Here is a 23,716-nt window from a genome sequence, read left to right on the forward strand (position 1 = left end):
ATTTGGCGACCGATCTAGTCGATTATCGCATTTACTCGGCGGCCATTTCATCGTTTCCGATGGTCCGCATCTCCGCGATCGACTGAAATTCACCAAGATATTCAGGCCTGTTCTGCGCGAGCCAACGCACGACCCGTCCCGCTGCGAGCAGCCTTGAGAGGTATCCCTTGGCCACGGTCAGATGCAGGGTGTCCACGCCGAAGGTGTCCTCCACCGACTTGATCTGCCCCTGCAGCGCGGAAAGCTCGCGCTCCAGGCGCGCCATGTTCTCACGCGACGCACCGCTCGCAGGCGACTTTCTCTTCGACGTTGCCAACTGGCTCTCGGGCGTCGCCACCAACATGGCGTTGGCGAAGTTCCTTGAGAAATTGCTCTGCCCGACCATTAGTTCGGCCGCCTCGATTTGGCGCAGCGGCTTCATCATGCGCAAGATGTCGAACACGACCATTGGGGTGGCGGTATCTTTTAAGAGATCCACGACTTCAGGACAGATCCCGTTCAGAAGTTTCGCCCGACGGCGGATGGTAATGACATCGACACCAAGAGCCTCTGCGAGCTTTTCCTCCGGTACCCCGCGCTCGATCGCGCGCAGGATCATCTTGTGCTCCTGCGCGACGGAGATCCGATTGATCCGCTTGTTGTACGTGAAAGTTTCGTCGTCGGTAGCGACCAAGCACGCGACCTCGGCTACTCCAAGATCACGCAACGCCTCCAGGCGAAGATGCCCATCCAGTACGAAGTACGAGCCTACGTTGTCAGCGTCGGGGATGACTATGGGAGGTTCGACCAGGCCGACGGCGCGGATCGACGTGACGATCTGGCGGTACTTGCCGCTCTCCTTTGTGGTGGCCCGAAGCGTCTTGAGAGACTTGATGGCCGCGACCTGGAGAACGACGCCATCCTCCCGGAAGCCCAGCTTCACCGGCGCCGTCCGGGTCATCGGCCGACGCCCATGCGCTCAGTCAGCCCCCGCGGCATGGTCAATAACTGCTCGGCCCCCAGGATCGCCACGAAGGATTCATCGGAACGCAGTTCCTTCAACGCCTCGATCACGAAGAGCAGCCGGCTCTGGGCGTAATCGGCCTTTTTCACCAGAACCCGCTGCCGATCCGTTTCCTTTTGATAGAGCTTGACGAGTTGATCGCCAGTCAGGCCCCGAGATGGGTTCTTTCGACCCAGGGCACTGTCTGGCATGGCGCGTCGGCGCCTGGCGCGCTGATCAAGCAAGCGGCGCACCACCCCGATCTTGGCGCCCTTTATCTTGCCCTCCTCGTAGGCGTCCGCGAGCGCTTGCTGGGCCTCGGCGTCGTCCACCTTGGCGATCTCGACCGCAAAGCTTAGAGGGATCAGACCCGTCTCCACCGCGGCGACCAAACGCCCCTCGCCCCTTTCCAGTAAGCCCGCGATCATGCAGACCCACGAGGACGTCACGCCGATCTTGTTGGCAATCTGGGAGTCGCTATAGCCGCGCTTTCGCATGCTCCCGACTTCTTGCATCAGGTCGATGGCGCGATGTTGGCGACGAGCCACGTTCTCGACCAGGCTTTCGACGAGGCAGTCGGCCTCGTTGGCCTCCACGACGATGGCGGGGATTTGCTCCTGCCCAAGCGCTTGAAACGCTTCCAGCCGTCCTTGACCACAGATGAGCGAATAGTGAGGACGACCATCTCGTTGCGCGCGGCGACTGACCTTGATCGGCCGTTTCAAGCCGATCAGGCTGATATTGTCGATAATCTCTCCGTGGCCCTTCTTGTTACGGCCGCGCGGATTGATCACCTCAATCTGATCGATCGGGATAAGTTCGATTTTGGGAACAGCGTTCATCACGCGGCCCTTTCGACTGGCACTCGCGCCGCCAGGTTGTTGAAGATCCCGAGGTCATCGAAGCGATAGGCGTCTAGGGAAAAGCCGTTTTCCTCACGCAGTCGCAGCCTGTCGCTCAGCACATCGATCGCTGGAAAAAGGTAGTAATCAAGGGGTGCTCGATTTGCCGCGTCCATGCGCACGGCGATCGTGATGTCGGGCTCCAAACCCGTTTCGAACCGAAGCTTCCAACGATAGGCGCCGCCTGGCGTTTGCAGGCACCGCACGATCAGCACCGAGGCGGTGAACTCACCATTGACCAGCAGCAGTCCGCTCACTGGGTCGACGTGGATCGATCCGCCCGCGCTGGAAACGCCCGAGACGATACCAGCGACAATGCCGGGATGAAGCTGGCGCAGTGCGCGGTTAATGGCGACATACTGATAGTCGCGGTCAGGGCGGTATCCGACCAACATGTATGCGCGCAGCAAGCTTCCGAACCGCGCGCGATAAGCTGAGCTGGATGGCATCTTGTCTTGCTCGTCGATGACCAAGCCAGAGAGCATTCCGACATCATCGAGAAGTTGCCGCAGGCATGCGAGCATTTCGTCATCATCGTAGGCACGCGAGCGGTCTGCGATAATGTCCCGCGCGCTATCGAACAGTCGTCGATCAACAATCGGTTCGTAGACGCCGTCTGCCCGGATCCAATTGTCAGGCGGATTGCGCACGCGCTTTTGCTTGAGCTTGAAGGACACGCGATTGAAGACGTTGTTCCCGATGTACTTCTCATTGGTCAGTATTTGATGGACTACCCCACGCGTCCAGGGCCGCCCCATATCGGTGATACGACCCTCGCTATTAAGCAGCTCGGCGATCGCCCGCTCGGTCATCCCCGTGATGCAGAAGAGTTGGTAGATGCGCCGAACGGTGGCTAGCTCGCCCTCTGGGCCCGGCACCAGGATGACGCGGTCGGTCTGCAGGCTCTTGTGTTCGCCCCTATCGAGCAGCGCTTTGCGTAGCCCCGAGCCGTCGATCAGTTGTCGGCGAAGACCATAGCCCGCCGCGCCGCCTTGACGGAAACCCAACTCTATCAAACGGCACTGCCCAATGAAGACCTTCGCGGACAATTCGCGGCTATACTCGCCGGCCATTGCGCGCTTGACGCTCTTTATAATGGTGGCCGTTGGACTGCCGTCGTTCTCGAATTGCTCAACGCAATAGACGACCCGGACGCCCCCTCGTCGACACGTGTACTCCAGGTACGCGCTCTCGTCGGCGTCTTGGAAGCGCCCCCAGCGGCTGACGTCATAGACCAGCAGGACTTCAAAGTCCGCCCGGTGGCCACGGACATCGTCGATCAATGCCCGTAGCTGATCTCGGCCCTCAATGGTCAACCCGCTTTTGCCTTCATCGGCATAGGTACGGACGATCTCCATGCGGTGCTTGTCCGCGTAAGCCTTGATCGCGGCGGCTTGGTTCTCGGTCGAATAGCGCTGATGATCGGTCGACATCCGCACGTATTGCGCTGCTCGCACCCGGGGCGCGGCGATATCGGATCCGATTGTGAGGTCGTCGGCACCGTTCACGGCACGCTCCGCCTATAAGGCCGCCGCCACTCAAACAAATTGTTGGAATGTGCGCAAGATTAGAATCTCGCCCTTCTCCTCGGCCGTGATCAATCAGCTCGGCTTATCAGTGAAGGGGGCTTTATTTCGGCGAGCAGCGCCTCCTGCCTCGTGCCGGAAAGCCCCCTGAAGTAATTGAGTAACTGCTGCTCGCGGGGAGTAGTGCTCACTATCGGGTCGGCCGACACCAAAGCCCAAGGATGGCAATCAAGCGCCTTTGCCAGCTTTTCCATCCATCCGACAGTCAAGCGTCGCTTTCCCATTTCAAGATGGCTGATTTGCTGATTGGTCGTTCCAGCCATATCAGCCAGCGCATCTAAAGTGAGATGGGCGGCCTCCCGCAAATGGCGGATGCGGTTCGTGGACAAGATCTTCCCACAATCTGTTGAGTAGACGAATCTGGATAGCCGGATTCGCTCGAATGCCTCGCAATGCGCAGTGTGGTGTAAGTCATATTTTGAGGAGATCGTCAGCGCGCAAAAGGTTGGCGGCACTCGACATACGTGCAATTGGTTGTCCGATTCGCGCCTAAGTGGCCGCGCTGTAAAATTGGAATCTGGCGCACGAGTAGGGAGAAACATGGCGGCCAAAACGGCCTTCACCTGTCACCTCGAATCCTAGACGTCGCCTAAGTCGAGAGCTCGTCCTCTCAGATAAACAGGGTGGATCCCCATGACCGACATTGCTGCCCCGCCTCCGCCCAACTGGGCGACGCTCCAATCTGGCTGGGATGAGTTCCGGCTGCGTTGGTCCAACGACGATTTCACGACCAAGGTCTTGAGCGGCGGCCTCAAGGTGGCGATGGACGGCGACAATCCGATTGGCGGCAACCTCTTCGCGGCCGCCGTGCGAGAACTCAGCGGCCACATCCTCCATACTCGGGCGCCCGACGAGGCGGTGCGGCGATGCGCCTGGTTCGAGCAGGCGCGGGACACTCGAACGGTCACCCGCGCCCAGCGCGCCGGCTTCATCGCCCACGCCGGGCTGCTTCCGAGCTACGTCGAGGGCACGCTTGGATTGGCTCGCGAAGAGTATATCGACCCCCTGATCGAAGCGATGGACTTGCTGAACAAGGCCACGCACGTCAGGCCCAACACCATCATCGCCGGGGGCGCCCAGACCCACGCCCTGGCCGGCGATATCCTCACCGCCCTGTCTGGCCTCATGGAGGCTGCGGAGGAATGCCGCGACGCCGTCATCAAAGAGCTGCATAAAACGATCAACACGCCCGTCCTGAACAAGCTGATGTCCGAGACTGTCGGCGCGCTGGACGAGCTCTCGACCCACACAATCGTCGAAGAGGCGTCGGTCGATGATATCCAGATCGTCGATCTTGGCGTCGACCGCCTGGACCTCGCCCTTGAAGGCACCGTCTACGTCACGCTCCAATACGGATCTGGCTCGGATTTCCGCCGCGGCGACGGGGCCAGCATGTCGGACAACTACCCGTTCACCGCCAATCTCGAGGTCGGCATCGGCGAGACCCTCACACTCGGCGAACCCACCGAGGTGGAGGTGGACAACTCCAGCTTCTATGGACTGGAGCCGGACGATGACGAGAACGAGGAGGAGACGGTCTAGATGACGCAGGATCCCGCCCCGCCCTTCTTCGTACCCTACATCGAGACCGAAAAGATGGAGGAAGCCTATGCCGAATTGGCGCGGGCGGCGCGGCGTGCGCCACTTCCCCTGGACGAGCGAATCTACTCGATCGCCTATAATAGCCGGGGCGAGAGCTGGACGGCGACCGTCGGCAAGCAACTCGCCGGCGAGAAGGTTGTCCGCAAGCGAGTCCGCGGCGGAAGCGCCGAGCACGTCCAACGACTTTCTGATGGGGCCACAGTCCTAGCGATCTTTCCCGGTATCCCCTTCATGGTCTGGCATGACGGTGTCGCGTCGGTTTGGGAAAACCCCCTCATGGCTGGGTCGCCGACCTCGATCAGGCGGTTCGGACCGCCTGCGGCGACGCCCTAGGTTGGTCTGGATCGATCTGATCCCGCGCGGCGGTGTCCTGGGACACGGCAAGTCGCTCGACGATGTTGTCGTATCTCGTCCGCCGAGGAAGCCTTCACATCTCTCGGCCACCGGAGACGCTTTGGCCTGCAGCAAAACCATCTGCCGAAGCCTCGACCGGATCACTCGCGACGGTGCGAGGCCACCTCCCTCTCATTATCTTCGAAAATTCTCATTATCTTTGAAAATTTACAGCCGGTCAGGGCCGCCATCGAGGCGCTGTGGTGCGGGGCGCGATACGGCCGGGCGCGGGTCAGGGTCCCCTTGGCGATCAGCCCGGCCACCGAATGGACCATCGAGGTCTCCAGCAGCTCGTGCGAGCTCAGGGGCGGCAACAGCCCCGGCAGCCGCTGGGCCAGCATCGACTTGCCCGAGCCCGGCGGGCCGCAGAACAAGAGGTTGTGCGAGCCGGCGGCGGCGATCTCCAGCGCCCGCTTGGCGTGCTCCTGGCCCTTGACGTCGCGCAGGTCGCGGAAGCCCTCGCCTTCGACCACCGGACCGGGCGACGGGGCCGAGAGGATCTGGCCGCCCCGGAAGTGGTTGATCAGGGCCACCAGCGAGCGCGGGGCCAGGATGCGCGTGCCGCCGGCCCAGGCCGCCTCGGGCCCGCAGGCCTCGGGACAGATCAGGCCCAGGTCCATCGCCCCGGCGGCCATGGCGGCGGGCAGGGCCCCGGCGCAGGGCGCGATCCGTCCGTCCAGGGACAATTCCCCCATCGCCGCCCAGCCGTCCAGCGCGTCGATCGGGATCACGCCCATGGCGGCCATCACGGCCAGGGCGATCGGCAGGTCGTAGTGGCTGCCTTCCTTGGGCAGGTCGGCCGGGGCCAGGTTGGCGACGATGCGCTTGGGCGGCAGGGACAGGCCCAGGCCGGCGAATGCTCCGCGCACCCGCTCCTTGCTCTCGGCCACCGCCTTGTCGCCCAGGCCGACGATGACCATGACCTGGGCGCCGCCCGTCAGCTGCACCTCGACGTCGACCCGGCGAGCCTCCACGCCCTCGAACGCCACCGTGACGACCTTTGCCGCCATAGGGATTCCGCCCCTTTGTCCACCCATTTATCCACAAGCCAAGCATGGCCGTTGGAGCGGAGCAAGAACGAAAAATGAACGTTTCAGGAAAGTGTGACGATTCAGTCGTCTAGAAGTAGTTCCTAATCCTCAGGTAGAGCTTAGTTCGGCGATCCGATCCCAGAGGATCGCCGCGGCGTCGGCGCCGCCGAACCGCTTCAGCTGCTGGGCGCCGGTCGGCGAGGTGACGTTGATCTCGGTCAGGTACTCTCCGATCACGTCGATGCCGACGAACAGCAGGCCGCGCCTCTTCAGCTCCGGGCCGATGATCGCGCAGAGCTCCAGGTCGCGCTTGGTCAGGTCCACGGCCTCGGCCCGGCCGCCCACCCGCAGGTTGGACCGCACCTGGCCGGCGGCCGGCACGCGGTTGACCGCGCCCACCGGCTCGCCGTGCACCAGCAGGATGCGCTTGTCGCCCTTGCTCACGGCCGGGACGAATTTCTGGGCGATCACCTGCTCGCGGCCGATCATGGCGTGCAGTTCCAGAAGGGCGTCCAGGTTGGGGTCGTCGGCCAGCAGCCGCGCCACACCCGAGCCGCCGCCGCCGTAGAGCGGCTTCAGCACGATGTCGCCGTGCCGGGCGCGGAAGTCGTAGATCGCCTCGTGGTCGCTGGTGATCAGGGTCGGCGGCTGGACGCCCGGGAAGTCGGTGACGAACAGCTTTTCCGGCGCGTTGCGCACCTCGGCCGGATTGTTCACCACCAGGGTGTGGGGGTGGACCTTCTCCAGGAAGTGGGTGGCGGTGATGTAGGCCATGTCGAACGGCGGATCCTGGCGCATCAGCACCACGTCGACGTCGTCCTTCATGTCCAGGATCACGGTCTCGCCCAACTCGGCGTGGGCGCCCTGAGTCTTGGTCAGCTTCAGCGGCTGGGCGCGGGCGAACACCCGGCCGTCCTCCATCGACAGCTTGTCGGGCGTGTAGAACCACAGCTTGTGGCCGCGCGCTTGCGCCTCCCACATCATCAGGAAGGTGGTGTCGGTTTCGATATTGATCCCCAGCACGGGGTCCATCTGGACGGCGACTCTCAGCGACATGGGGACTCCGGACGGGCTTGGATCGACTTGGGGGATCGGCTTGGGCGGCGCGGGAGGTCCCGCGCCGCGATTGCCTAGTTAAGGCGGCCCGGCCGCGAATGCGAGGGGCGTCAGGCCGTTGCGCCGCGCCGGCGCGTCGTCACGGCCAGCAGGATCGCCGAGACCAGGAAGTAGAACGCCCCGAACGCGGCGTAGGGCGCGACGACGGCGATGGCCGGCATGGCGGGCGCGGCGGCGCTCTTGATGAAGAAGCCGCCGGCCAGGGCCGACTGGGCGCCGCTCAGCACCATCGCCCACTGGGCGCCGTAGGTCCGCCAGCGGCGCACGCCGATGGCCAGCTGCAGCAGGCCGGCCAGCACCGCCCAGACGCCGAACAGCACCAGCACCAGGCGCGGATCGATCCGCAGGGCGGCCAGCACGCCCAGCGCCACCGCGGCGCTGACGGCGGTATTGAGGGCCTGGGGGATGTTGGCGCGGACGCCGCCGTTGGCCTGGGCGTCCCGGGCGTTCGCGAAGGCGTCCCAGGCCGGATAGAGCACCAGCAGGATCCCCGCCGCGACGGGATTGGCCACGCCGATCGCGAAGGCGGCCGCCACCCAGGCGGCGGCCACGACGGCGCGAAGGAGATAGTAGCGCACGAGCGCGCCGGCGTCGGTGCGCGAGGAGGAGGTGTTGTTGGCCATGCTGGCCTCCGTCAGGGCTGAGGTCGCGGGATTGCATCAATGTCGCGACATTTGATGTCGCGACATATGAGTTGACCTAGCCGATCCACGCGACCCCTGTCGAGTCATTATTTGTCACGACATATATTTTCACGCTAAGGCGAAGGGCGCTTCCCAGGAGTCCACCCGTGTCGAACACCGACCGCGCCCTCACGCTCGACGACCAGCTCTGCTTCTCCTTGTACGGGGCGAGCCTGGCGATCAACCGCGCCTACAAGCCGCTGCTCGACGCGCTGGAGATCACCTATCCCCAGTACCTGGTGCTGGGCGCGCTGTGGGAGGTCGACGGCCAGAGCGTCGGCGCGATCGCCGAGCGCCTGGGCCTGGACTCCAGCAACGTCACGCCCCTGGTCAAGCGCATGGAGGCGGCCGGCTTGCTGTCGCGCCAGCGCAATCCCGACGACGAGCGCCAGGTGGTGGTCAGCCTGACCGACCACGGCCGCGACATGCAGGCCCGTAGCACGTGCCTGGGCCAGACCCTTTTCGCCTCGGCCGGGATGAGCGTCGAGCGGCTGATCCAGCTGAACAAGGACGTGCAGGCCTTCCGCGACTCGGTGGCGCGGTTCGTGGCCGAGCGGCCGGAGCACTGAGGTCGGGGACACGCCCTTGCGGCGTGTCCCCGGCCGCCAGGTTGACGTCGCGGCCCGCTTGAACGGCCGGGCGGCCGGGCCCACGCTCGTTTCGAGGAAACGCTCACAGCGAGGCCAAGCCCATGAAAGCCATCCAGATCGCGCCCCCCGCCGGCCTCGACGCCCTGTGTCTGGTCGATCTGCCCGAGCCCGCCCCGCCGGGACCGGGCGAGATCCTGGTCCGCGTCCGCGCCAGTTCGCTGAACTATCACGACTATCTGGTGGCGCTGGGCGGCATCCCCACCGCCGACGGGCGCATCCCCATGTCCGACGGGGCCGGCGAGGTGCTGGCGGTGGGCGAGGGCGTGACGGGCTTCGCGGTCGGCGACCTGGCGGTCTCGACCTTCTTCCCGCGCTGGCTGGACGGCGAGGCGCCGGACGACGGGTTCGCCGGCGTGCCGGGCGACGGGGCCGACGGCTACGCCCGCGAGCGGGTGGTGGCCCCGGCCACGGCCTTCACCCGCGCGCCCCAGGGCTGGGACCCGGCCGAGGCGGCGACGATCACCTGCGCCGGCGTGACGGCCTGGCGGGGTCTGGTCGCCGACGGCGCGCTGAAGGGCGGCGAGACGGTGCTGGTGCAGGGCACGGGCGGGGTGTCGATCTACGGCCTGCAGATCGCCAAGGCCTTCGGCTGCACGGTGATCGCCACCTCGTCGTCCGACGAGAAACTGGAGCGGCTCAAGGCCCTGGGGGCCGACCACCTGATCAACTACAAGTCCGAGCCCGAATGGGGCAAGGCGGCGCGCAAGCTGACCGACGGCCGGGGGGTGGACCACATCCTGGAGATCGGCGGGGCCGGCACCCTGCCGCAGTCGATCGTGGCGGCGCGCAACGGCGGCCACATCGCCCTGATCGGCGTCCTGGCCGGGGTGGCGGGACCGGTGCCGACCGTGGCCATCATGGGCAAGCAGCTGAAGGTGATCGGCCTGACGGTCGGCAGCCGCCGCCACCAGCTGGACCTGGTCCGCGCCATCGACGTGGCGGGCTACCGTCCGGTGCTGGACCGGCGCTTCCCGCTGGAACAGCTGGCCGACGCCTTCCGCCACCAGGCCTCGGGCGGCCACTTCGGCAAGATCGTGGTGGATATCTGAGGACGGGGACATGCCCAAGGGCATGTCCCCGACTAGTTCAGCCGCAGCCGCACGCGCTCGCGCGCCGCCCGGGCCGCGATGGCCGCGCCGCCGTCCAGGACCTGGGCGCGGGACAGAGCCTGCAGCGCGCCGGCCAGGGCGCCTTGGCCCTCCCGGGCGGCGGCGACGTCCAGCCAGGGGTGGTGGTCGGTGGGGTCCAGCAGGGCCCGGCGCAGGGCCGAGCGCTCGGCGCGGTGCCAGTCGCGGGCCTGCTGGGCGCGGGCGAAGATGGTGTTCTGTAGACGGATCAACACGGCCCGGTCCGAGATCGGGCTCATCAGCACGTCCAGCTTGGCGGCGACGTCGGGCATCAGGCCGGTGCGCAGGGCCCGGCGCGACAGCTCGGACGGCAGCACCACCCGCCCCTCGCTGAACGGATCGAGCGCCAGCGGCCCCTCCTCGGTCTCGATGCGCAGCAGGAAGTGCCCCGGGAAGTCGACGCCGTGCAGGTCCAGGCCGCAGGCCCGGCCGGCGTGCAGGTAGAAGACGCCCAGGGTCACCGGCAGGCCCTTGCGGCGGTCGGCCACGGCGATGACGTCGGCGTTGTCGGGATGGTCGTAGGTGATCAGGTCGCCCGACAGGCGCAGGTCGCCGGCCATGGTCTCGGCCAGGGCCTCCTCGGGCGACTCGCCCTTCAGCCGCTCGGTCAGGCGGGCGATCGAGGCCTTGGCCATGTCGAGCACGGGGGCCAGGTCGCGGTCGGGATCGTCGTGCACCGCGCAGGCCAGGGCGGCGTCGAACAGGGGGAAGGCCTTGTCCGAGCACTCCCCGGCGCTCGTCAGCAGGGCTTCGGCCTCTTCCCGCGTCATTGGTCGTCCGCCCAGGCGTTGGGGACGTGGCGCGGGCGACGGCCGGGGGCCAGGGCGATCAGGTCCAGGCGCACCGTCGCGTCGCGCAGGCCGGCGCGGTGGGCGGCGACATGCGCCCCGGCGCGACGCAGGCGAGCCCTCTGCTCGTAGGTCACCGCTTCCAGCGCGGCCTCCAGACTGGTTCGGCTCTTGACCTCCACAACGGCCAGCACGCCGCCGCGTTGCGCCAGCAGGTCGATCTCGCCCAGCGGCGTGGCCAGGCGGAAGCCGAGGATGCGATAGCCCTTGGCCATCAGCCACAGGGCCGCGACCACCTCGGCGCGCCGTCCCGACAGCCGCGCGGCCGCGCCGCGCGCCTGCCGTTCCGGCCGGATCGGACGTTCTGGGCGGGCGGGACGGGCTAGGCTCATCCGGCCTCCTTCATGGCCAGGGCCTGGCGGTAGAGGTCCTTGCGCGACAGGCCCAGGGCCTTGGCGACCTCGGCGGCGGCCTCGCCCAGCGGCAGGCGGGTCATGGCCTCGCGCAGCGCGGCCTCGGCGTCGTCGGCGCTGGCGACCTTGTCCTCGCCGGGGCCGACCAGGATGACGATCTCGCCCTTGGGGGCCTCGAACCGCGGATCGGCCGCCAGGACGTCGAGCGGGCCCCGGACGCAGGTCTCGTAGAGCTTGGTCAGCTCGCGGGCCACGGCGCCGGGGCGCGGGCCGAACACGGCGGCCATGTCGGCCAGGCTGTCGGCCACCCGCGAGGCGCCCTCGTAGAAGATCAGGGTGGCGCGCGTATTGGCCAGCTCCTCGAAGAACGTCTTGCGCGCGGCGGTCTTGGTCGGCGGGAAGCCGGCGAACAGGAAGCGGTCGGTGGGCAGGCCGGCCAGGGTCAGGGCCGCCAGGGCCGCCGAGGCGCCGGGGATCGGGAACACGGCGTGGCCGGCCGCGATGGCCGCCTGGGCCAGGCGCGAGCCGGGATCGGAGACCATCGGCGTCCCGGCGTCCGAGACCAGGGCGATCCGCTCGCCAGCCTCCAGCCGCTCCAGGATGCGCGGCGTCTCGCGGTCGGCCACGTGCTCGTCGTAGCGCTGCAGCTTCTTGGAGATGGCGTAGGCGGCCAGCAGCTTGCCCGACACCCGGGTGTCCTCGGCCAGCAGGACGTCGCAGCCGTTCAGCACGTCCAGGGCCCGCAGGGTGATGTCGCGCAGGTTCCCGATCGGCGTCGCCACCAGATACAGCCCCGGCGCCAACGGCGCGTCGGACAGGGCGGGCGGAGGAAGCTGGCGGCTCAAGGGCGGACTTTCCGACAGACTGGGCCCGAGGAGACTGGGGACCGACACGAACAAAGGCGCCGACGACGCGGGTTACGCAAGACCATGGTCGACAGGGTTATCAGGTCGCGAGCATTCCTGTCAGCCGGTCCAGGACGAGACGACCGGACCGCGTGGCGCGAAGCCTGATCCTATCGTCCACGAGAAGATCATCTTCAACCAGGGATTTCACCCTGGGCGTGTCCGGCGACAGCCCCAGGGGCGCGACCTCGGCGAAGGCCACGCCGTCGTCGATGCGCAGGCCCAGCAGCAGCCGCTCCTCGGCCGCCTCCAGGGGCGTGAGGGCCTCGGGCTCGAAGCCGACGCCGGTCTCGGCGACCGCGCGAACATAGTCGGCGATCCCCCGACGGGCCGTGGTGGCCAGCTTTCCCTCGGCCAAGGTCAGGCGACCGTGGGCCCCGGGACCGACGCCGACATAGTCGACGCCGCGCCAGTAGACGAGGTTGTGGCGCGACCGGGCGGCCTGCCCCCGGGCGTGGTTGGACACTTCGTAGGCGTCGAAGCCGGCGGCCTCCAGCACGGCCTGGGTGGTCTCGAACAGGGCGGCGGCCAGGTCTTCGTCGGGTACGACCAGCTTGCCCCGGCCCACGGCGCGGTCGAAGGCGGTGCCCGCCTCGATGGTCAGCTGGTAGGGCGAGACGTGTTCCGGGCCCAGGGCGATCAGGGTCGACAGCTCGGCCGTCCAGGCCTCCACCGTCTGGCCGGGCCGGGCGTAGATCAGATCGGCCGACAGGCGCGGGAAGGCCTTCGCCGCCACGGCCAGGGCCCGCCGGGCCGAGCCGGCGTCGTGGTTGCGGCCCAGCAGCTTCAGCGCCGCGTCGTCCAGGGCCTGGACGCCCAGCGACAGCCGCGCCACCCCGGCCGCGGCCAGGGCCTCGAAGCGGTCGGTCTCGGCGTCCGTCGGATTGGCCTCGAGGCTGATCTCCAGGTCGTCGGCCGGAGTCCACAGCGCCTTGGCGGTCTCGATCACCCGGGCGACCTGGGCGGGATCCATCAGCGAGGGCGTGCCGCCGCCGAAAAAGATCGACAGCAGCCGACGCGGGCCGGTCAGGGCGCGCTGGGCCTTGAGGTCGGCGACGATGGCGTCGGCCAGGGCGGCCTGCTCGTCGGTCCTGCCCCGGTCGCGCACGACGTTGAAGTCGCAATAGGGGCAGATGCGCGAGCAGTAGGGCCAGTGGACATAAACCCCCAGCGGAGGAGCGTCGATCATCTCGACGCCTCGCAAAGATTGTCATCCCGGAAGCGCGCAGCGCTGTCCGGGACCCAGGTGAACCGCACCGCCTTCGCCCAGTCCCCTGGGTCCCGGACAGCCTCTGCGAGGCTTCCGGGATGACAATGATGGGGGGCTCTATTCAAACAGCGCCGCCTTCAGCTTGGCGAAGGCCACGGCGCGGTGGCTCATGGCGTCCTTGGCGGCCGGGTCCATCTCGCCGAAGGTCTGGTCGTGGCCGCTGGGGATGAAGATCGGGTCGTAGCCGAACCCCCGGTCGCCGCGCGGCGGGAAGGTCAGGGTCCCGTGGACCTCGCCTTGCACCACCACCGCCGGCCCGCCGTTGGGCCAGGCGACCGCGAGGGCGCAGGTGAACCAGGCCGAGCGGTCCTCCGAGCCGGTCTCCTCGATGCGCTCGGCGACCTTGTCCATGGCCACGGCGAAGTCCTTGGACGGCCCGGCCCAGCGCGCCGAATAGATGCCCGGCGCGCCGTCCAGGGCGGCGACCGACACGCCCGAATCGTCGGCCAGGGCGATGTGGCCCGACAGGTCGGCGGCGTGGCGGGCCTTGAGCAGGGCGTTGCCGACGAAGGTCGTCTCGGTCTCGTCCGGCTCGGGCAGGCCCAGGGCGCCGGCCGCCAGCACCTCGAAGCGGCCGTCCAGCAGGGCGGCCAGTTCCTTGGCCTTGCCCGGATTGTGGGTCGCCGCGACGAGCTTCGTTCCCGCTTCCAGCTTCAGCGTCATCGCGTCTCTCCTCGGAAATCATGCCAACGAGGCTTCTACTCCCCCATCTGGCCGGGCGCCCGCAAGGTTCGTGTTCAGACGGGGACATGCACGTGTGCGTGTCCCGACAACAGGCCAAAGCGTTTCGGCTTTTCTTCCGATGCCGTGCACCTGGTGGGGACACGCACAAGCGCATGTCCCCGGCCCGCGTGTCGCCATGGTGGCCCCGGCGCCACACCTTGGATAATCCGTTCGGTGAGCGCGATCATTACAGAGGTTTAATATCGTTTATCGATAAGCGACATTGGCGGTCGTGGAATCGCTCCCTATGTTCGCCGTATGGGAGAAACGCCATGTCGGCGCGGTCCCGCCCCACCCGATCCGAAGGCCCGCCATGTCCGCCGCCAGACTGTTCCGCATCGTCGACGCCGTCGCCACCCGCCTGGCCACGCTGACGCTGATCGCCGGTCTGCCGCTCGCCGCCGTGACCTTCGCGATCAAGACCTTCTGACCCCGGCCGAGAGCTCGCCTTTGACCCGTCCCGATCCGCCGGGGCATGGTCGGCGTTTCTGTGTGAGGGGAAGGGGAAGAGCGGATGCGCGCCTTGGGGCCTGGCTCGGTGTCGAGCTTCCTGAAGATTATTCTCGACGTGATCTATGTGGGCCTGTGGGTCTGGGTCAGCCTGCTGGCGATCTTCACGGTCGCGGTGCTGCTGCTCAGCTTCAATCCCGAACTGATCACCTCGAAACTGCATATCGGCAGCTCGGTCGACGAGCTGATCAGCAAGGGGCCGCTGTTCGCCGGCGCCCTGGGGGCCTGGGCCCTGCTGTCCGGCGGCTGGATGGTGATCGTCGAGCGCCTGCGGCGGGTGTTCTCCACCCTGACCGCCGGCGACCCGTTCCATCCGGACAATGTCCGCCGCCTGCGGGTGGTGGGCCTGGTCCTGGCCGCCCTCGAGATCGGCCACTACATCTTCGCCGCCCTGGCCAAGTGGCTGGCGCCGGACACCAAGATCGTCGACGGCTCGTTCAGCCTGAGCGCCTGGTTCCCGGTCCTGGTGGTGTTCGTCCTGGCCGAGGTCTTCCGCGAGGGCGCGCGCCTTCGACGGGAGGCCGAGCTGACCATCTGACCCCGCGGAGACTTTAGAATCCCATGGCCATCCGCGTGCAACTGGACCGCATCCTGCTGGAACGGCGGATGTCGCTGACCGAGCTGTCGGACCGGGTCGGCGTGACCATCGCGAACCTGTCGATCCTCAAGACCGGCAAGGCCCGCGCCGTGCGCTTCACGACGCTGGACGCCCTGTGCAGGGAGCTGAACTGCCAGCCGGGGGATCTGATGACCTACGAGCCGGGGCCGGGAGAGGCTCACGAGGAGGACTAAAGGGTTTTCCCTCCCCCTTGCGGGGAGGGGGGACCAGCGAAGCTGGTGGGTGGGGCCTGCTGAGTCAGAAAACCCCACCCGACCTTGGCTCCGCCAGAGCCACCTCCCCACAAGGGGGAGGGAAATCTTCTATTTCGAAACCGCCTCGCGCTGTTTCACGAACAGCTCGCCGATGCCCTTCTCGGCCAGGGCGAACAGCTGCTCGAACTCGGCGCGGGTGAAACCGCGCTTCTCGCCGGTGGCCTGGATCTCGACGATGTCGCCGGCGTTGGTCAGCACAAAGTTGCTGTCGGCCTCGGCGCTGCTGTCTTCCTCGTAGTCCAGGTCAAGCACCGGGGTGTCCTTGAACACGCCGCACGAGACGGCCGCCACCTGGCCCAGGATCGGGTCGGTCTTCAGCACGCCTTCCTCGATCAGGTAGTTGACCGCGATGCGCAGGGCGACCCAGGCGCCGGTGATGGCGGCGGTGCGGGTGCCGCCGTCGGCCTGGATGACGTCGCAGTCCAGGCTGATCTGGCGCTCGCCCAGGGCCTTGAGGTCGACCACGGCGCGCAGGCTGCGGCCGATCAGGCGCTGGATCTCCTGGGTGCGACCGCTCTGCTTGCCGATCGCGGCCTCGCGGCGGCCCCGGGTGTGGGTGGCGCGCGGCAGCATGCCGTATTCGGCCGTGACCCAGCCCGAGCCCTTGTTGCGCAGCCAGCCGGGGACGCTTTCCTCGACCGTGGCGGTGACCAGCACCTTGGTGTGGCCGAAGCCGACCAGGCACGAGCCTTCGGCGTAGCGGTTGACGCCGGTTTCCAGCGTGACTTCGCGCGTTTGGTCGGCGGCGCGTTCGGACGGACGCATGGGAAACTCCGGGGCTTTGCGTGATAGGATGGGGCCGCTTATCCTAGTTAAGACGGTCGTCCAATCCCGTCGAAGCCCGAGACATCCGGGTGAGGCGCGTTCGAAGGCTACATGACACAGCTCTTTTCGGGGTTTTCCGCACAGACTCCCAGCCTCACGGACCTGGACGCCCGCGCCCGCGACATCTTCCGGCGGGTGGTCGAATCCTATCTGGAGACCGGCGAACCGGTCGGATCGCGGACGATCTCGCGCGGCGGGGTGCAGCTGTCGCCGGCCTCGATCCGCAACACCATGCAGGATCTGGCCCAGCTGGGCCTGCTGGACGCCCCCCACACCAGCGCCGGCCGCATCCCCACCCATGCGGGCCTGCGGATGTTCGTCGACGGCCTGCTGGAGGTGGGCGACATCGGCGAGGAGGAGCGGCGCATCATCGAGTCGCGCCTGTTCGCCCACGGCCGCTCGTTCGAGGAGGCCATGGGCGAGGCCAGCGCGATCCTGTCGGGCCTCGCCGGCGGCGCCGGGGTGGTGGTCGCCCCGGTCCGCGAGGGCGGGGTCAAGCACGTGGAGTTCGTGGCCCTGGGCGCCGACCAGGCGCTGGCGATCATGGTGTTCGACGACGGCGCGGTGGAGAACCGGCTGATGCGGCGCGCCGCCGGCGTCACCCCGGCCGCCCTGCAAGAGGCCTCGAACTTCCTCAACGCCCGCCTGCGCGGCCGCACCCTGAACGAGGCCAAGGTCGAGATGGCCGCCGAGCTGGACACGGCCCGGCGTGAACTGGACGCCGCGGCGGCGCGTTTGGTCGAGGACGGCCTGGCCGCCTGGAGCGGCGGCGAGGACCCCGATCGCGCCCTGATCGTGCGGGGCCGCGCCAACCTGCTGGCCGACGCCAGCGCCCGGGAGGACCTGGAGCGCGTGCGCCGGCTGTTCGACGACCTGGAGCAGAAGGGCCAGCTGATCGGCCTGCTGGACGACGTGAGGACGGCCGAGGGCGTGCGCATTTTCATCGGGGCCGAAACGCGACTCTTTTCGCTTTCGGGTTCCTCCCTGATCGCGGCGCCCTATATGACGGGCCGACAGAAGGTGCTGGGGGCGATCGGCGTGATCGGCCCCACCCGCTTGAACTACGCTCGGGTGATCCCGCTGGTGGACTATACCGCCCGGGTGCTCGGGCGGATGATGGACGGATGAGGACTAGATGACCGACGAACAAACGCCGGCCGAGGACGTGGCCTTCGAGGCCGACGACGCCGCGCAGGAAATCGAGGCGCTGCAGCTGGAAGTGGCCGCCCTGAAGGACCAGGCGCTGCGCTTCGCCGCCGAGGCCGAGAACACCAAGCGTCGGGCCGAGCGCGAGATGAACGACGCCCGCGCCTACGCGATCCAGAAGTTCGCCCGCGACCTTCTCGGCGTGGCCGACAACCTGTCGCGCGCCACCGCCCACAGCCCGCGCGAGTCGCAGGACGCGGCGGTCAGCAACTTCATCATCGGCGTCGAGATGACCGAGAAGGAGCTGCAGAGCGCCTTCGAACGCAACGGCCTGAAGAAGATCGACCCGGGCAAGGGCGAGAAGTTCGACCCGCACCTGCACCAGGCGGTGATGGAGCAGCCCTCGGACGAGGTCGCCGCCGGCGGCGTCATCCAGGTTCTGCAGGCCGGCTACGAGCTGATGGGCCGCCTGGTCCGCCCGGCCATGGTCGCCGTGGCCGCCAAGGGCTCGACCGGCCCGGACGCCCCGGCCGAACCGACCGCCGCCCCCAACCCCTACGCCAGCAACGGCGCGGATACGGGCGGTTCGTTCGACACCAAGGCTTAGTCTCAACCGCAAAATCCGTTGTCATCCCGGAAGCCTCGCAGAGGCTGTCCGGGATGACAGCATTTGGAGTGCGGGAGAGCGCTCAGCCCTCCCCCTCGATCAAATCCGCCAGCCCCTTGGCCCCGGCCACCGCATCCGCCCAGGTCGTGTCGAAGTCCTTGTCCTCGCCGTAATACGGATCGGCCACCGACTTGCCCCGGCGGCCTTCGACCGCGTCCAGCAGCAACAGCAGCTCCGCCGTCGCGTCAGACGGCCGGATGCGCTTCAGGTCGGCGAGGTTGTCGCGATCCAGCGCCACGACGTGGGTGAACCGGCGGAAGTCCTCGGGCTCCACCTGCCGGCCGCGGTAGTGGGCGATGTCGACGCCGTTGCGCAGCGCCGTCGCCTGGGCCCGGCGGTCGGGCGGGTGGCCCACGTGCCAGGACCCGGTGCCGGCCGAATCGATCTCGACCTCCAGGCCCCGCCGCTCGACCTCGCGGCGGAAGGCCGCCTCGGCCAGGGGCGAGCGGCAGATGTTTCCGAGACAGACGAACAGGACGGCGGGACGCGGCACGGGCAACCTTCGGCGATGTGCGGGCCGCTTGCGCGCGGCCTCGGCAGGCCCAACATGTAGCCTCGCCCATTCTCCTGACGAAAGGCCGACTTCCCATGACCACGCAAACCGCGATCCTCGCCGGCGGCTGTTTCTGGGGCGTCCAGGACCTGCTGCGCCGCTATCCCGGGGTGATCAAGACCCGCGTCGGCTATTCCGGCGGCGACGTGCCCAACGCCACCTACCGCAACCACGGCACCCACGCCGAGGCGATCGAGATCGTCTTCGACCCGGCCGTGATCAGCTATCGCCGGATCCTGGAGTTCTTCTTCCAGATCCACGACCCGACCACCCTGAACCGCCAGGGCAACGACAAGGGCCTCAGCTACCGCTCGGCGATCTTCTACCTGGACGACGAGCAGAAGCGCGTGGCCGAGGAGACCATCGAGGACGTCGACGCCTCGGGCCTGTGGCCGGGCAAGGTGGTGACCGAGGTCGCCCCCGCCGGACCGTTCTGGGAGGCCGAGCCCGAGCACCAGGATTACCTGGAGCGCATCCCCAACGGCTACACCTGCCACTTCATCCGGCCGGACTGGAAGCTGCCGACCAAGGCCGAGCGCGCCGGCGTCGGCTAGTCCGCCCGCCGCGCTATCGCTCCAGTGCGCATTTCGCCGCGGCCGGGCCTTCCCCCGGTCGCGGTTTGCGCTAATGTCGCAAGTCCATTCATTGCGGGGCCACGGGGGGATTCTCTCTGACGGCGGCGGCCCTGGGACCTGGACCGAGATATGAAGCTTACCATCGAGCGGGCGGCGCTGCTGAAGGCGCTGGGTCACGTGCAGAGCGTCGTCGAACGCCGCAACACCATCCCGATCCTGTCGAACATCCTGCTGTCGGCCGACCGCGACACCCTGTCGTTCTCGGCCACCGACCTGGACATGGAGATCATCGACGAGGGCCTGGCCCAGATCGACCAGCCCGGCCAGATCACCGCCCCGGCCCACACGCTCTATGAAATCGTCCGCAAGCTGCCCGACGGCTCGGACGTCTCGCTCAGCTTCAGCGGCGACGACCCCCGCCTGGTGATCCAGGCCGGCCGCTCGCGCTTCAACCTGCCGGTCCTGCCGGCCGGCGACTTCCCGGTGATGAGCAGCGACGGCCTGTCGGGCCGCATCTCTGTCGACACCAACGAGCTGATCCGGCTGATCGACAAGACCCGCTTCGCGATCTCGACCGAAGAGACCCGCTACTATCTGAACGGCCTGTACCTGCACACCGTCAACGACGGCGGCGTGACCAAGCTGCGCGCCGTGGCCACCGACGGCCACCGCCTGGCCCTGGCCGAGATGGACGCCCCTGAGGGCGCCGCCGGCCTGCCCGGCGTGATCGTGCCCCGCAAGACCATCCAGGAGGCCCGCCGCCTGATGGAATCGGCCGGCGAGCAGGTCGACCTGCAGATCAGCGCCCAGAAGATCCGCTTCGAGTTCGGCCGCGCGGCCCTGACCTCCAAGGTCATCGACGGCGCCTTCCCGGACTATCTGCGCGTCATCCCGCGCGACAACGCCAAGATCCTGACCCTTGACAACGACCTGTTCGCCAAGGCCGTCGACCGTGTTGCCACCATCTCGGCCGAGAAGAGCCGCTCGGTGAAGCTGGCCGTCGAGCCGGGCCGCATCACCCTGACCGTGCGCAACATGGAGGCCGGCCAGGCCGTGGAAGAGGTCGAGGTCGATTACGACGGCGAGGCCTTCGAGATCGGCTTCAACGCCCGCTACCTGCTGGACGTCTGCGGCCAGATCGGTGGCCCGATCGCCGAGTTCCGCTTCGCCGACCCGGCCTCGCCCACCCTGGTGGTCGACCCGACGGACCCGGGCGTGAAGTACGTGCTGATGCCGCTGCGGGTCTAAGCCCCGCCGACATCGCCGGAAGGAGAACGGGCGCCGCGTGCGCCCGTTTTGCTGTCTGGACCGCGCCAAGTGTGTGTATTCGCACACGAATGGCGCGCCTTACGCCACATCGGCGTGAGGCGCCTCGCGGCAAGATCGCGGTCGAACGTGACCACGGTCTTCCGAGGTTCCCATGGCCAGAAAGACGCACGAGGCGTGGCAGTTGCGGCTTCTGCCGCTGATGATGGCGTTCGTCGTCGGGGCGGCGGTGTTCTTCAGCGCCGTCGTGCTGTGGCGTTTCGTGGCGATGGACGACCAGCTGGCCGCGCCTCGAGGCGGGATCGAGGCCCTGGGCGCCCTGCCCGCCGGACTGGGCGACGACGCCAAGGCGGCCCTGGCGCTGGAGCGCTACGTCATCGAGCGGCGCTACGACCAGGCCTCGCTGATCGTGCGGGCCCGCCTGTGGACCCGGTTCGTCGGCTTCATCACCGGCATGCTGCTGGCCCTGGTGGGCGCGACCTTCGTGCTGGGCAAGCTGGAAGAACCCCAAGCCAGCCAGGCCTCGGGCACGGCGGGAGTCGCCGGCCACAAGCTGGGTTTCGCCCTTTCCAGCGCCTCGCCCGGCATCGTCCTGGCCATGCTCGGCACAGTCCTGATGGCGCTGACCATCGCCATCCCCGGCCAGGCCAGCACCCAGGACGCGGCCATCTACTACCACGGCGGGAACCCGCTCGGCGTCATGGCCGATCCGGGCCTTCCAGACCCCTCGCCCCCATGCCCGCCAGGCGAGACCGATCCCTTCAAATGCCTGCCCGAGCAGGTCCCAGAGAGCCAAAGGAGCAAGTCATGACCCATTCCCTTCGCGGGCCGGGAGCGATCGCTCTCGCCCTGATCCTCACGGCGTCCCTGCCGGCGGCGGCCGCGGCCGAACCCGCCGAGGTCGCCCAAGGCGGCGCCTACTTCAACAGCAAGAACTATGAGATGGCCTTCAGGACCCTCAAGCCGTACCGGGCCAGGACGCCCGGGACGCTGAAGGTGGACTTCATGCTCTCCGCCAGCGCCTGCCGGATCGACTATCCGGGCCTGCCGGCCTGGGGCAAGTCCGGCCTGACGTTCCTGCCCACCCGCTACAAGGTGGACGCCCCGACGAACCAACTCATCGAATGGTACAAAGCGAACTGCGGACGGGGCGCGCAGAAGCCGACGAACTACGCCGCCATGACCGGCGGCACCTCCGGGACCTTCATGGAGGCCTTCCTGAAGGACCTGGCGGCTTCGAGCCTGGACAAGGGAACCGCCGCGACGGCGGCCGACGCGACCCTCGCCGCCCCGGGGAACACGGCGTTGCGCGACGCCGGCGCGACCAGCGCCCTGCGGAACGGTTCGGTCCAGGCCCCGGCGGCGGCCAAGCTCGGCGCCGCCGGGGCGCTGAACCGGCAGTAGGACCGCTCGCACACATGCGAGCATGACCTCCGCGACGCCCGTCGCGCGTCGGCCTTCATGTCCTGGAAGATGGAAGGGAAGGCGCGCGACGGACGTCCTGAGACCACGCCCCGGTCCGAAGACGGCCTTCAGGCGATGCCCAGCACCCGCACGGCCAGCCACAGCGCGCCGCAGACGATCGCCCAGCCGGTGGCGACGCCGAGTTCCGGGTGGTCCCGCCACCATTGGCGCCGAGCGCCCAAAGCCTTGAGTTTCACGTGCCCCCTCCCCAGGGTTTGTTACCGTTATTCATGCGCGACATAATGACTCGCGCAAGCAACCTCCGGTGTTACGCGATCGTCACATATCGGCCCGTTCTTGTCGCCCCCGTCGCCCATGCTAATGTCCGTTTCATAAGAAAACGGGAGGAAGCGCATGGCGAAGATCAGCTACATGACGGTCGGCTCGAACAAGCTGGAGGCGGCCAAGGCCTTCTACGACGACCTGCTGGGCTCGATCGGCATGAAGGGGGTCTATGACCACCCGTCCGGCGGGAGGCTCTATCGCGGCAAGGGCACGGGGCTGTTCGGGGTGCTGGGTCCGTACGACGGCAATCCGGCCTGCGTCGGCAACGGCATTTTGGGCGGGTTCGACTTCGAGACCCGCGAGGAGGTCGACGCCTTCCACACCCGGGCCATCGAACTGGGCGGCTCGTGCGAGGGCGGCCCGGGCGAGCGGATGCCGGGCGCCTATTTCGCCTATTTCCGCGACCTCGATGGCAACAAGCTGTGCGGCTACAAGTTCGGCTGACGCCGCCAGCCGAACTGGAGCCATGGCGATGAGGCGGAAGCGGGCGCCTGGGAGCGCCCGTTTTTTGGCCCCGAACTCGATGTGCGCAATCGCACATAAATGGAGAGAGACACCTCACAGCCAGCCGGGCGGCGTCGAGGCACGGTCACGGCCGGACCAAGGAAACCCTCCGCGACGGCGACGCCCCGATCGTCCGCGCGGGTTCCTTAAAGCCAAGGAACAGCCCATGACCTCTCGCCTCAAATCCGGTCTGGTCGCCGTCGCCCTGATCGCGGCCTGCCCGCCCGCTCCCGCCCTGGCCGCAAAGGCCGCCAAACCCGTCGATCCTCCCGAAGTCCAGCGAGGCCGGGCCTTCTTCGAGAACTGGGAGTACGAGCGCGCCTTCAACACGCTCGTGCCCTACCGCCACAAGGCGGGCGGCACGCCGCAGGTCGATTTCCTGATCGCCGCCAGCGCCTGCAAGATCGCGCAAAAGGACCTGCCCGCCAGGGGCAGGGCGGCCCTGGCCTCCCTGCCGGATCGCTACGAGGGGACCAGGGCGTGGGAGGCGTGGCGGCAACCCGCCAGCGAAGCCCTGCGCACCTGCGGCCAGGACCTGCAAAGGCCGATCTTCGTCGCGGGCTCGGCCGGCGTCTCCGGCAAGTTCATCGGCAAGCCCCCGGAGGACTCGACCCCGCCGCCCAGCGCGATGGTGGACGAGGCCCTGCCCGAGCCCGCCGCGCCGGAGAAGGAGGTCGCCGCGGCGGCCGAGACCGCACCGCAGGCCGCTCCGCAGAAGGGGACCAAGTCGAACTCCCGGAAGCTGCGCAACGCCATGGCCGGCATCGCCGCCACCGCGGCCGCCGCCTTCCTGAGCAGCCTGGCCGAGAACGCCGGCGCGGCGGCGGCGGAGAAGTTCAAGGATCCCGGCGACCAGGAGGCCGACAAGTAGAAGGTT

Annotated in this window: 28 protein-coding genes and 1 pseudogene; 14 read left to right on the forward strand and 15 right to left on the reverse strand. The window is 67.8% G+C overall.

The genetic code is table 11. The features are described from left to right. Nucleotides 1-31 precede the first annotated feature (31 nt). The 4 genes from WAE60_RS04790 to WAE60_RS04805 form a co-directional block, all read right to left on the reverse strand. Nucleotides 32-940 (reverse strand): plasmid partitioning protein RepB C-terminal domain-containing protein, encoded by a 909-nt coding sequence (locus WAE60_RS04790; protein ID WP_337685246.1) that lies wholly within the window; start codon nt 938-940, stop codon nt 32-34. After that, complete coding sequence (locus WAE60_RS04795; protein WP_337685247.1) at nt 937-1,824, reverse strand: plasmid partitioning protein RepB C-terminal domain-containing protein; 888 nt, start codon at nt 1,822-1,824, stop codon at nt 937-939. Before WAE60_RS04795 ends, WAE60_RS04790 begins: the two co-directional genes overlap by 4 nt. Then, nucleotides 1,824-3,392: a recombinase family protein gene (locus tag WAE60_RS04800; protein ID WP_337685248.1), complete on the reverse strand. Its 1,569-nt coding sequence runs from the start codon at nt 3,390-3,392 to the stop codon at nt 1,824-1,826. Before WAE60_RS04800 ends, WAE60_RS04795 begins: the two co-directional genes overlap by 1 nt. A gap of 89 nt (nt 3,393-3,481) precedes the next feature. After that, nucleotides 3,482-3,799 carry a helix-turn-helix transcriptional regulator gene (locus WAE60_RS04805; RefSeq protein ID WP_337685249.1) on the reverse strand — a complete coding sequence of 106 codons (318 nt, stop codon included), beginning with the start codon at nt 3,797-3,799 and terminating at the stop codon, nt 3,482-3,484. A 304-nt stretch (nt 3,800-4,103) separates the two neighbouring features. Here WAE60_RS04805 and WAE60_RS04810 point away from each other — a divergent pair, with 304 nt between their 5' ends. After that, nucleotides 4,104-5,012, forward strand: a complete 909-nt coding sequence (locus WAE60_RS04810) for a hypothetical protein (RefSeq protein WP_337685250.1) — start codon at nt 4,104-4,106, stop codon at nt 5,010-5,012. Further along, nucleotides 5,013-5,405 carry a hypothetical protein gene (locus WAE60_RS04815; RefSeq protein WP_337685251.1) on the forward strand — a complete coding sequence of 131 codons (393 nt, stop codon included), beginning with the start codon at nt 5,013-5,015 and terminating at the stop codon, nt 5,403-5,405. A 233-nt stretch (nt 5,406-5,638) separates the two neighbouring features. Here the strand turns inward: WAE60_RS04815 and WAE60_RS04820 are convergent. The 3 genes and pseudogenes from WAE60_RS04820 to WAE60_RS04830 form a co-directional block, all read right to left on the reverse strand. Next, nucleotides 5,639-6,475: pseudogene (locus WAE60_RS04820) on the reverse strand (ATP-binding protein); the annotation flags it as partial. 129 nt (nt 6,476-6,604) lie between these two features. Beyond that, nucleotides 6,605-7,552, reverse strand: a complete 948-nt coding sequence (gene gshB / locus WAE60_RS04825) for a glutathione synthase (RefSeq protein WP_337685252.1) — start codon at nt 7,550-7,552, stop codon at nt 6,605-6,607. 110 nt (nt 7,553-7,662) lie between these two features. Further along, nucleotides 7,663-8,235, reverse strand: a complete 573-nt coding sequence (locus WAE60_RS04830; RefSeq protein ID WP_337685253.1) for a DUF308 domain-containing protein — start codon at nt 8,233-8,235, stop codon at nt 7,663-7,665. A gap of 167 nt (nt 8,236-8,402) precedes the next feature. Between WAE60_RS04830 and WAE60_RS04835 the strand changes: the two genes are divergently transcribed. Both WAE60_RS04835 and WAE60_RS04840 read left to right on the forward strand, forming a co-directional pair. Next, on the forward strand, nt 8,403-8,864 hold the full coding sequence (locus tag WAE60_RS04835) for a MarR family transcriptional regulator (RefSeq protein WP_029909084.1): 462 nt from the start codon (nt 8,403-8,405) through the stop codon (nt 8,862-8,864). Nucleotides 8,865-8,986: 122 nt separating this feature from the next. Continuing rightward, on the forward strand, nt 8,987-9,994 hold the full coding sequence (locus WAE60_RS04840) for an NAD(P)-dependent alcohol dehydrogenase (protein WP_337685254.1): 1,008 nt from the start codon (nt 8,987-8,989) through the stop codon (nt 9,992-9,994). 32 nt (nt 9,995-10,026) lie between these two features. Here the strand turns inward: WAE60_RS04840 and WAE60_RS04845 are convergent, their stop codons facing one another. The 5 genes from WAE60_RS04845 to rdgB all read right to left on the reverse strand — a co-directional run bounded on the left by WAE60_RS04845 (nt 10,027) and on the right by rdgB (nt 14,111). After that, a complete protein-coding gene (locus WAE60_RS04845; protein ID WP_029909086.1) occupies nt 10,027-10,842 on the reverse strand; it encodes a transglutaminase family protein in 816 nt (271 codons plus the stop codon). After that, complete coding sequence (locus WAE60_RS04850) at nt 10,839-11,252, reverse strand: YraN family protein (RefSeq protein ID WP_337685255.1); 414 nt, start codon at nt 11,250-11,252, stop codon at nt 10,839-10,841. Before WAE60_RS04850 ends, WAE60_RS04845 begins: the two co-directional genes overlap by 4 nt. Then, nucleotides 11,249-12,118 (reverse strand): 16S rRNA (cytidine(1402)-2'-O)-methyltransferase, encoded by an 870-nt coding sequence (rsmI, locus tag WAE60_RS04855; RefSeq protein WP_337685256.1) that lies wholly within the window; start codon nt 12,116-12,118, stop codon nt 11,249-11,251. Before rsmI ends, WAE60_RS04850 begins: the two co-directional genes overlap by 4 nt. Nucleotides 12,119-12,218: 100 nt before the next feature. Beyond that, nucleotides 12,219-13,367 (reverse strand): radical SAM family heme chaperone HemW, encoded by a 1,149-nt coding sequence (gene hemW / locus WAE60_RS04860; RefSeq protein ID WP_337685257.1) that lies wholly within the window; start codon nt 13,365-13,367, stop codon nt 12,219-12,221. A gap of 138 nt (nt 13,368-13,505) precedes the next feature. After that, nucleotides 13,506-14,111: an RdgB/HAM1 family non-canonical purine NTP pyrophosphatase gene (gene rdgB / locus WAE60_RS04865; protein WP_337685258.1), complete on the reverse strand. Its 606-nt coding sequence runs from the start codon at nt 14,109-14,111 to the stop codon at nt 13,506-13,508. 574 nt (nt 14,112-14,685) lie between these two features. Between rdgB and WAE60_RS04870 the strand changes: the two genes are divergently transcribed. Continuing rightward, nucleotides 14,686-15,219, forward strand: a complete 534-nt coding sequence (locus WAE60_RS04870; protein WP_029909095.1) for a DUF2975 domain-containing protein — start codon at nt 14,686-14,688, stop codon at nt 15,217-15,219. 23 nt (nt 15,220-15,242) lie between these two features. After that, nucleotides 15,243-15,473, forward strand: coding sequence for a helix-turn-helix transcriptional regulator (locus WAE60_RS04875; RefSeq protein ID WP_029909097.1), 231 nt, complete (start codon nt 15,243-15,245; stop codon nt 15,471-15,473). A 129-nt stretch (nt 15,474-15,602) separates the two neighbouring features. Here WAE60_RS04875 and rph read toward each other — a convergent pair whose 3' ends face one another. Continuing rightward, nucleotides 15,603-16,319: a ribonuclease PH gene (gene rph, locus WAE60_RS04880; protein ID WP_337685259.1), complete on the reverse strand. Its 717-nt coding sequence runs from the start codon at nt 16,317-16,319 to the stop codon at nt 15,603-15,605. Between the two features lie 111 nt (nt 16,320-16,430). Between rph and hrcA the strand changes: the two genes are divergently transcribed. Both hrcA and grpE read left to right on the forward strand, forming a co-directional pair. Further along, nucleotides 16,431-17,507 carry a heat-inducible transcriptional repressor HrcA gene (gene hrcA / locus WAE60_RS04885; protein WP_029909100.1) on the forward strand — a complete coding sequence of 359 codons (1,077 nt, stop codon included), beginning with the start codon at nt 16,431-16,433 and terminating at the stop codon, nt 17,505-17,507. 7 nt (nt 17,508-17,514) lie between these two features. Continuing rightward, nucleotides 17,515-18,132, forward strand: a complete 618-nt coding sequence (gene grpE, locus WAE60_RS04890; RefSeq protein ID WP_029909102.1) for a nucleotide exchange factor GrpE — start codon at nt 17,515-17,517, stop codon at nt 18,130-18,132. 82 nt (nt 18,133-18,214) lie between these two features. Here grpE and WAE60_RS04895 read toward each other — a convergent pair whose 3' ends face one another. Further along, nucleotides 18,215-18,685, reverse strand: a complete 471-nt coding sequence (locus WAE60_RS04895; RefSeq protein WP_337685260.1) for a low molecular weight protein-tyrosine-phosphatase — start codon at nt 18,683-18,685, stop codon at nt 18,215-18,217. Nucleotides 18,686-18,780: 95 nt separating this feature from the next. On the opposite strand from WAE60_RS04895, the gene msrA reads away from it, so the two are divergent. The 4 genes from msrA (at nt 18,781) to WAE60_RS04915 (ending at nt 21,990) form a co-directional block, all read left to right on the forward strand. Further along, nucleotides 18,781-19,299 carry a peptide-methionine (S)-S-oxide reductase MsrA gene (gene msrA / locus WAE60_RS04900; RefSeq protein WP_029909106.1) on the forward strand — a complete coding sequence of 173 codons (519 nt, stop codon included), beginning with the start codon at nt 18,781-18,783 and terminating at the stop codon, nt 19,297-19,299. Between the two features lie 150 nt (nt 19,300-19,449). Then, entirely contained in the window at nt 19,450-20,568 is a 1,119-nt protein-coding gene (gene dnaN / locus WAE60_RS04905) for a DNA polymerase III subunit beta (RefSeq protein WP_029909108.1), read from the forward strand. A 172-nt stretch (nt 20,569-20,740) separates the two neighbouring features. Continuing rightward, nucleotides 20,741-21,397 (forward strand): hypothetical protein, encoded by a 657-nt coding sequence (locus WAE60_RS04910; RefSeq protein WP_337685261.1) that lies wholly within the window; start codon nt 20,741-20,743, stop codon nt 21,395-21,397. After that, nucleotides 21,394-21,990, forward strand: coding sequence for a hypothetical protein (locus tag WAE60_RS04915; protein ID WP_337685262.1), 597 nt, complete (start codon nt 21,394-21,396; stop codon nt 21,988-21,990). Before WAE60_RS04910 ends, WAE60_RS04915 begins: the two co-directional genes overlap by 4 nt. A 128-nt stretch (nt 21,991-22,118) precedes the next feature. Here the strand turns inward: WAE60_RS04915 and WAE60_RS04920 are convergent, their stop codons facing one another. Further along, complete coding sequence (locus tag WAE60_RS04920; RefSeq protein WP_255347291.1) at nt 22,119-22,247, reverse strand: hypothetical protein; 129 nt, start codon at nt 22,245-22,247, stop codon at nt 22,119-22,121. A 157-nt stretch (nt 22,248-22,404) separates the two neighbouring features. On the opposite strand from WAE60_RS04920, the gene WAE60_RS04925 reads away from it, so the two are divergent. Together WAE60_RS04925 and WAE60_RS04930 are read left to right on the forward strand one after the other, a co-directional pair. After that, on the forward strand, nt 22,405-22,779 hold the full coding sequence (locus WAE60_RS04925; protein ID WP_337685263.1) for a VOC family protein: 375 nt from the start codon (nt 22,405-22,407) through the stop codon (nt 22,777-22,779). Between the two features lie 226 nt (nt 22,780-23,005). Next, nucleotides 23,006-23,710: a hypothetical protein gene (locus tag WAE60_RS04930; protein ID WP_337685264.1), complete on the forward strand. Its 705-nt coding sequence runs from the start codon at nt 23,006-23,008 to the stop codon at nt 23,708-23,710. The last annotated feature ends 6 nt before the right edge of the window (nt 23,711-23,716 follow it).

This window comes from Caulobacter sp. CCG-8, assembly GCF_037402475.1.
GTDB lineage: Bacteria > Pseudomonadota > Alphaproteobacteria > Caulobacterales > Caulobacteraceae > Caulobacter.

What these genes read in the sequence shown, in the direction of transcription:
- WAE60_RS04795 (WP_337685247.1), bottom strand. Translation starts at nt 1,824, where the DNA reads ATGAACGCTGTTCCCAAAATCGAACTTATCCCGATCGATCAGATTGAG.
- WAE60_RS04870 (WP_029909095.1), top strand. Translation starts at nt 14,686, where the DNA reads ATGCGCGCCTTGGGGCCTGGCTCGGTGTCGAGCTTCCTGAAGATTATT.
- dnaN (WP_029909108.1), top strand. Translation starts at nt 19,450, where the DNA reads ATGAAGCTTACCATCGAGCGGGCGGCGCTGCTGAAGGCGCTGGGTCAC.
- msrA (WP_029909106.1), top strand. Translation starts at nt 18,781, where the DNA reads ATGACCACGCAAACCGCGATCCTCGCCGGCGGCTGTTTCTGGGGCGTC.
- WAE60_RS04845 (WP_029909086.1), bottom strand. Translation starts at nt 10,842, where the DNA reads ATGACGCGGGAAGAGGCCGAAGCCCTGCTGACGAGCGCCGGGGAGTGC.
- rph (WP_337685259.1), bottom strand. Translation starts at nt 16,319, where the DNA reads ATGCGTCCGTCCGAACGCGCCGCCGACCAAACGCGCGAAGTCACGCTG.
- WAE60_RS04840 (WP_337685254.1), top strand. Translation starts at nt 8,987, where the DNA reads ATGAAAGCCATCCAGATCGCGCCCCCCGCCGGCCTCGACGCCCTGTGT.
- WAE60_RS04875 (WP_029909097.1), top strand. Translation starts at nt 15,243, where the DNA reads ATGGCCATCCGCGTGCAACTGGACCGCATCCTGCTGGAACGGCGGATG.
- rdgB (WP_337685258.1), bottom strand. Translation starts at nt 14,111, where the DNA reads ATGACGCTGAAGCTGGAAGCGGGAACGAAGCTCGTCGCGGCGACCCAC.
- WAE60_RS04930 (WP_337685264.1), top strand. Translation starts at nt 23,006, where the DNA reads ATGACCTCTCGCCTCAAATCCGGTCTGGTCGCCGTCGCCCTGATCGCG.
- WAE60_RS04925 (WP_337685263.1), top strand. Translation starts at nt 22,405, where the DNA reads ATGGCGAAGATCAGCTACATGACGGTCGGCTCGAACAAGCTGGAGGCG.
- WAE60_RS04910 (WP_337685261.1), top strand. Translation starts at nt 20,741, where the DNA reads ATGGCCAGAAAGACGCACGAGGCGTGGCAGTTGCGGCTTCTGCCGCTG.
- WAE60_RS04815 (WP_337685251.1), top strand. Translation starts at nt 5,013, where the DNA reads ATGACGCAGGATCCCGCCCCGCCCTTCTTCGTACCCTACATCGAGACC.
- WAE60_RS04810 (WP_337685250.1), top strand. Translation starts at nt 4,104, where the DNA reads ATGACCGACATTGCTGCCCCGCCTCCGCCCAACTGGGCGACGCTCCAA.
- grpE (WP_029909102.1), top strand. Translation starts at nt 17,515, where the DNA reads ATGACCGACGAACAAACGCCGGCCGAGGACGTGGCCTTCGAGGCCGAC.
- WAE60_RS04915 (WP_337685262.1), top strand. Translation starts at nt 21,394, where the DNA reads ATGACCCATTCCCTTCGCGGGCCGGGAGCGATCGCTCTCGCCCTGATC.
- hemW (WP_337685257.1), bottom strand. Translation starts at nt 13,367, where the DNA reads ATGATCGACGCTCCTCCGCTGGGGGTTTATGTCCACTGGCCCTACTGC.
- gshB (WP_337685252.1), bottom strand. Translation starts at nt 7,552, where the DNA reads ATGTCGCTGAGAGTCGCCGTCCAGATGGACCCCGTGCTGGGGATCAAT.
- WAE60_RS04790 (WP_337685246.1), bottom strand. Translation starts at nt 940, where the DNA reads ATGACCCGGACGGCGCCGGTGAAGCTGGGCTTCCGGGAGGATGGCGTC.
- WAE60_RS04850 (WP_337685255.1), bottom strand. Translation starts at nt 11,252, where the DNA reads ATGAGCCTAGCCCGTCCCGCCCGCCCAGAACGTCCGATCCGGCCGGAA.
- hrcA (WP_029909100.1), top strand. Translation starts at nt 16,431, where the DNA reads ATGACACAGCTCTTTTCGGGGTTTTCCGCACAGACTCCCAGCCTCACG.
- WAE60_RS04830 (WP_337685253.1), bottom strand. Translation starts at nt 8,235, where the DNA reads ATGGCCAACAACACCTCCTCCTCGCGCACCGACGCCGGCGCGCTCGTG.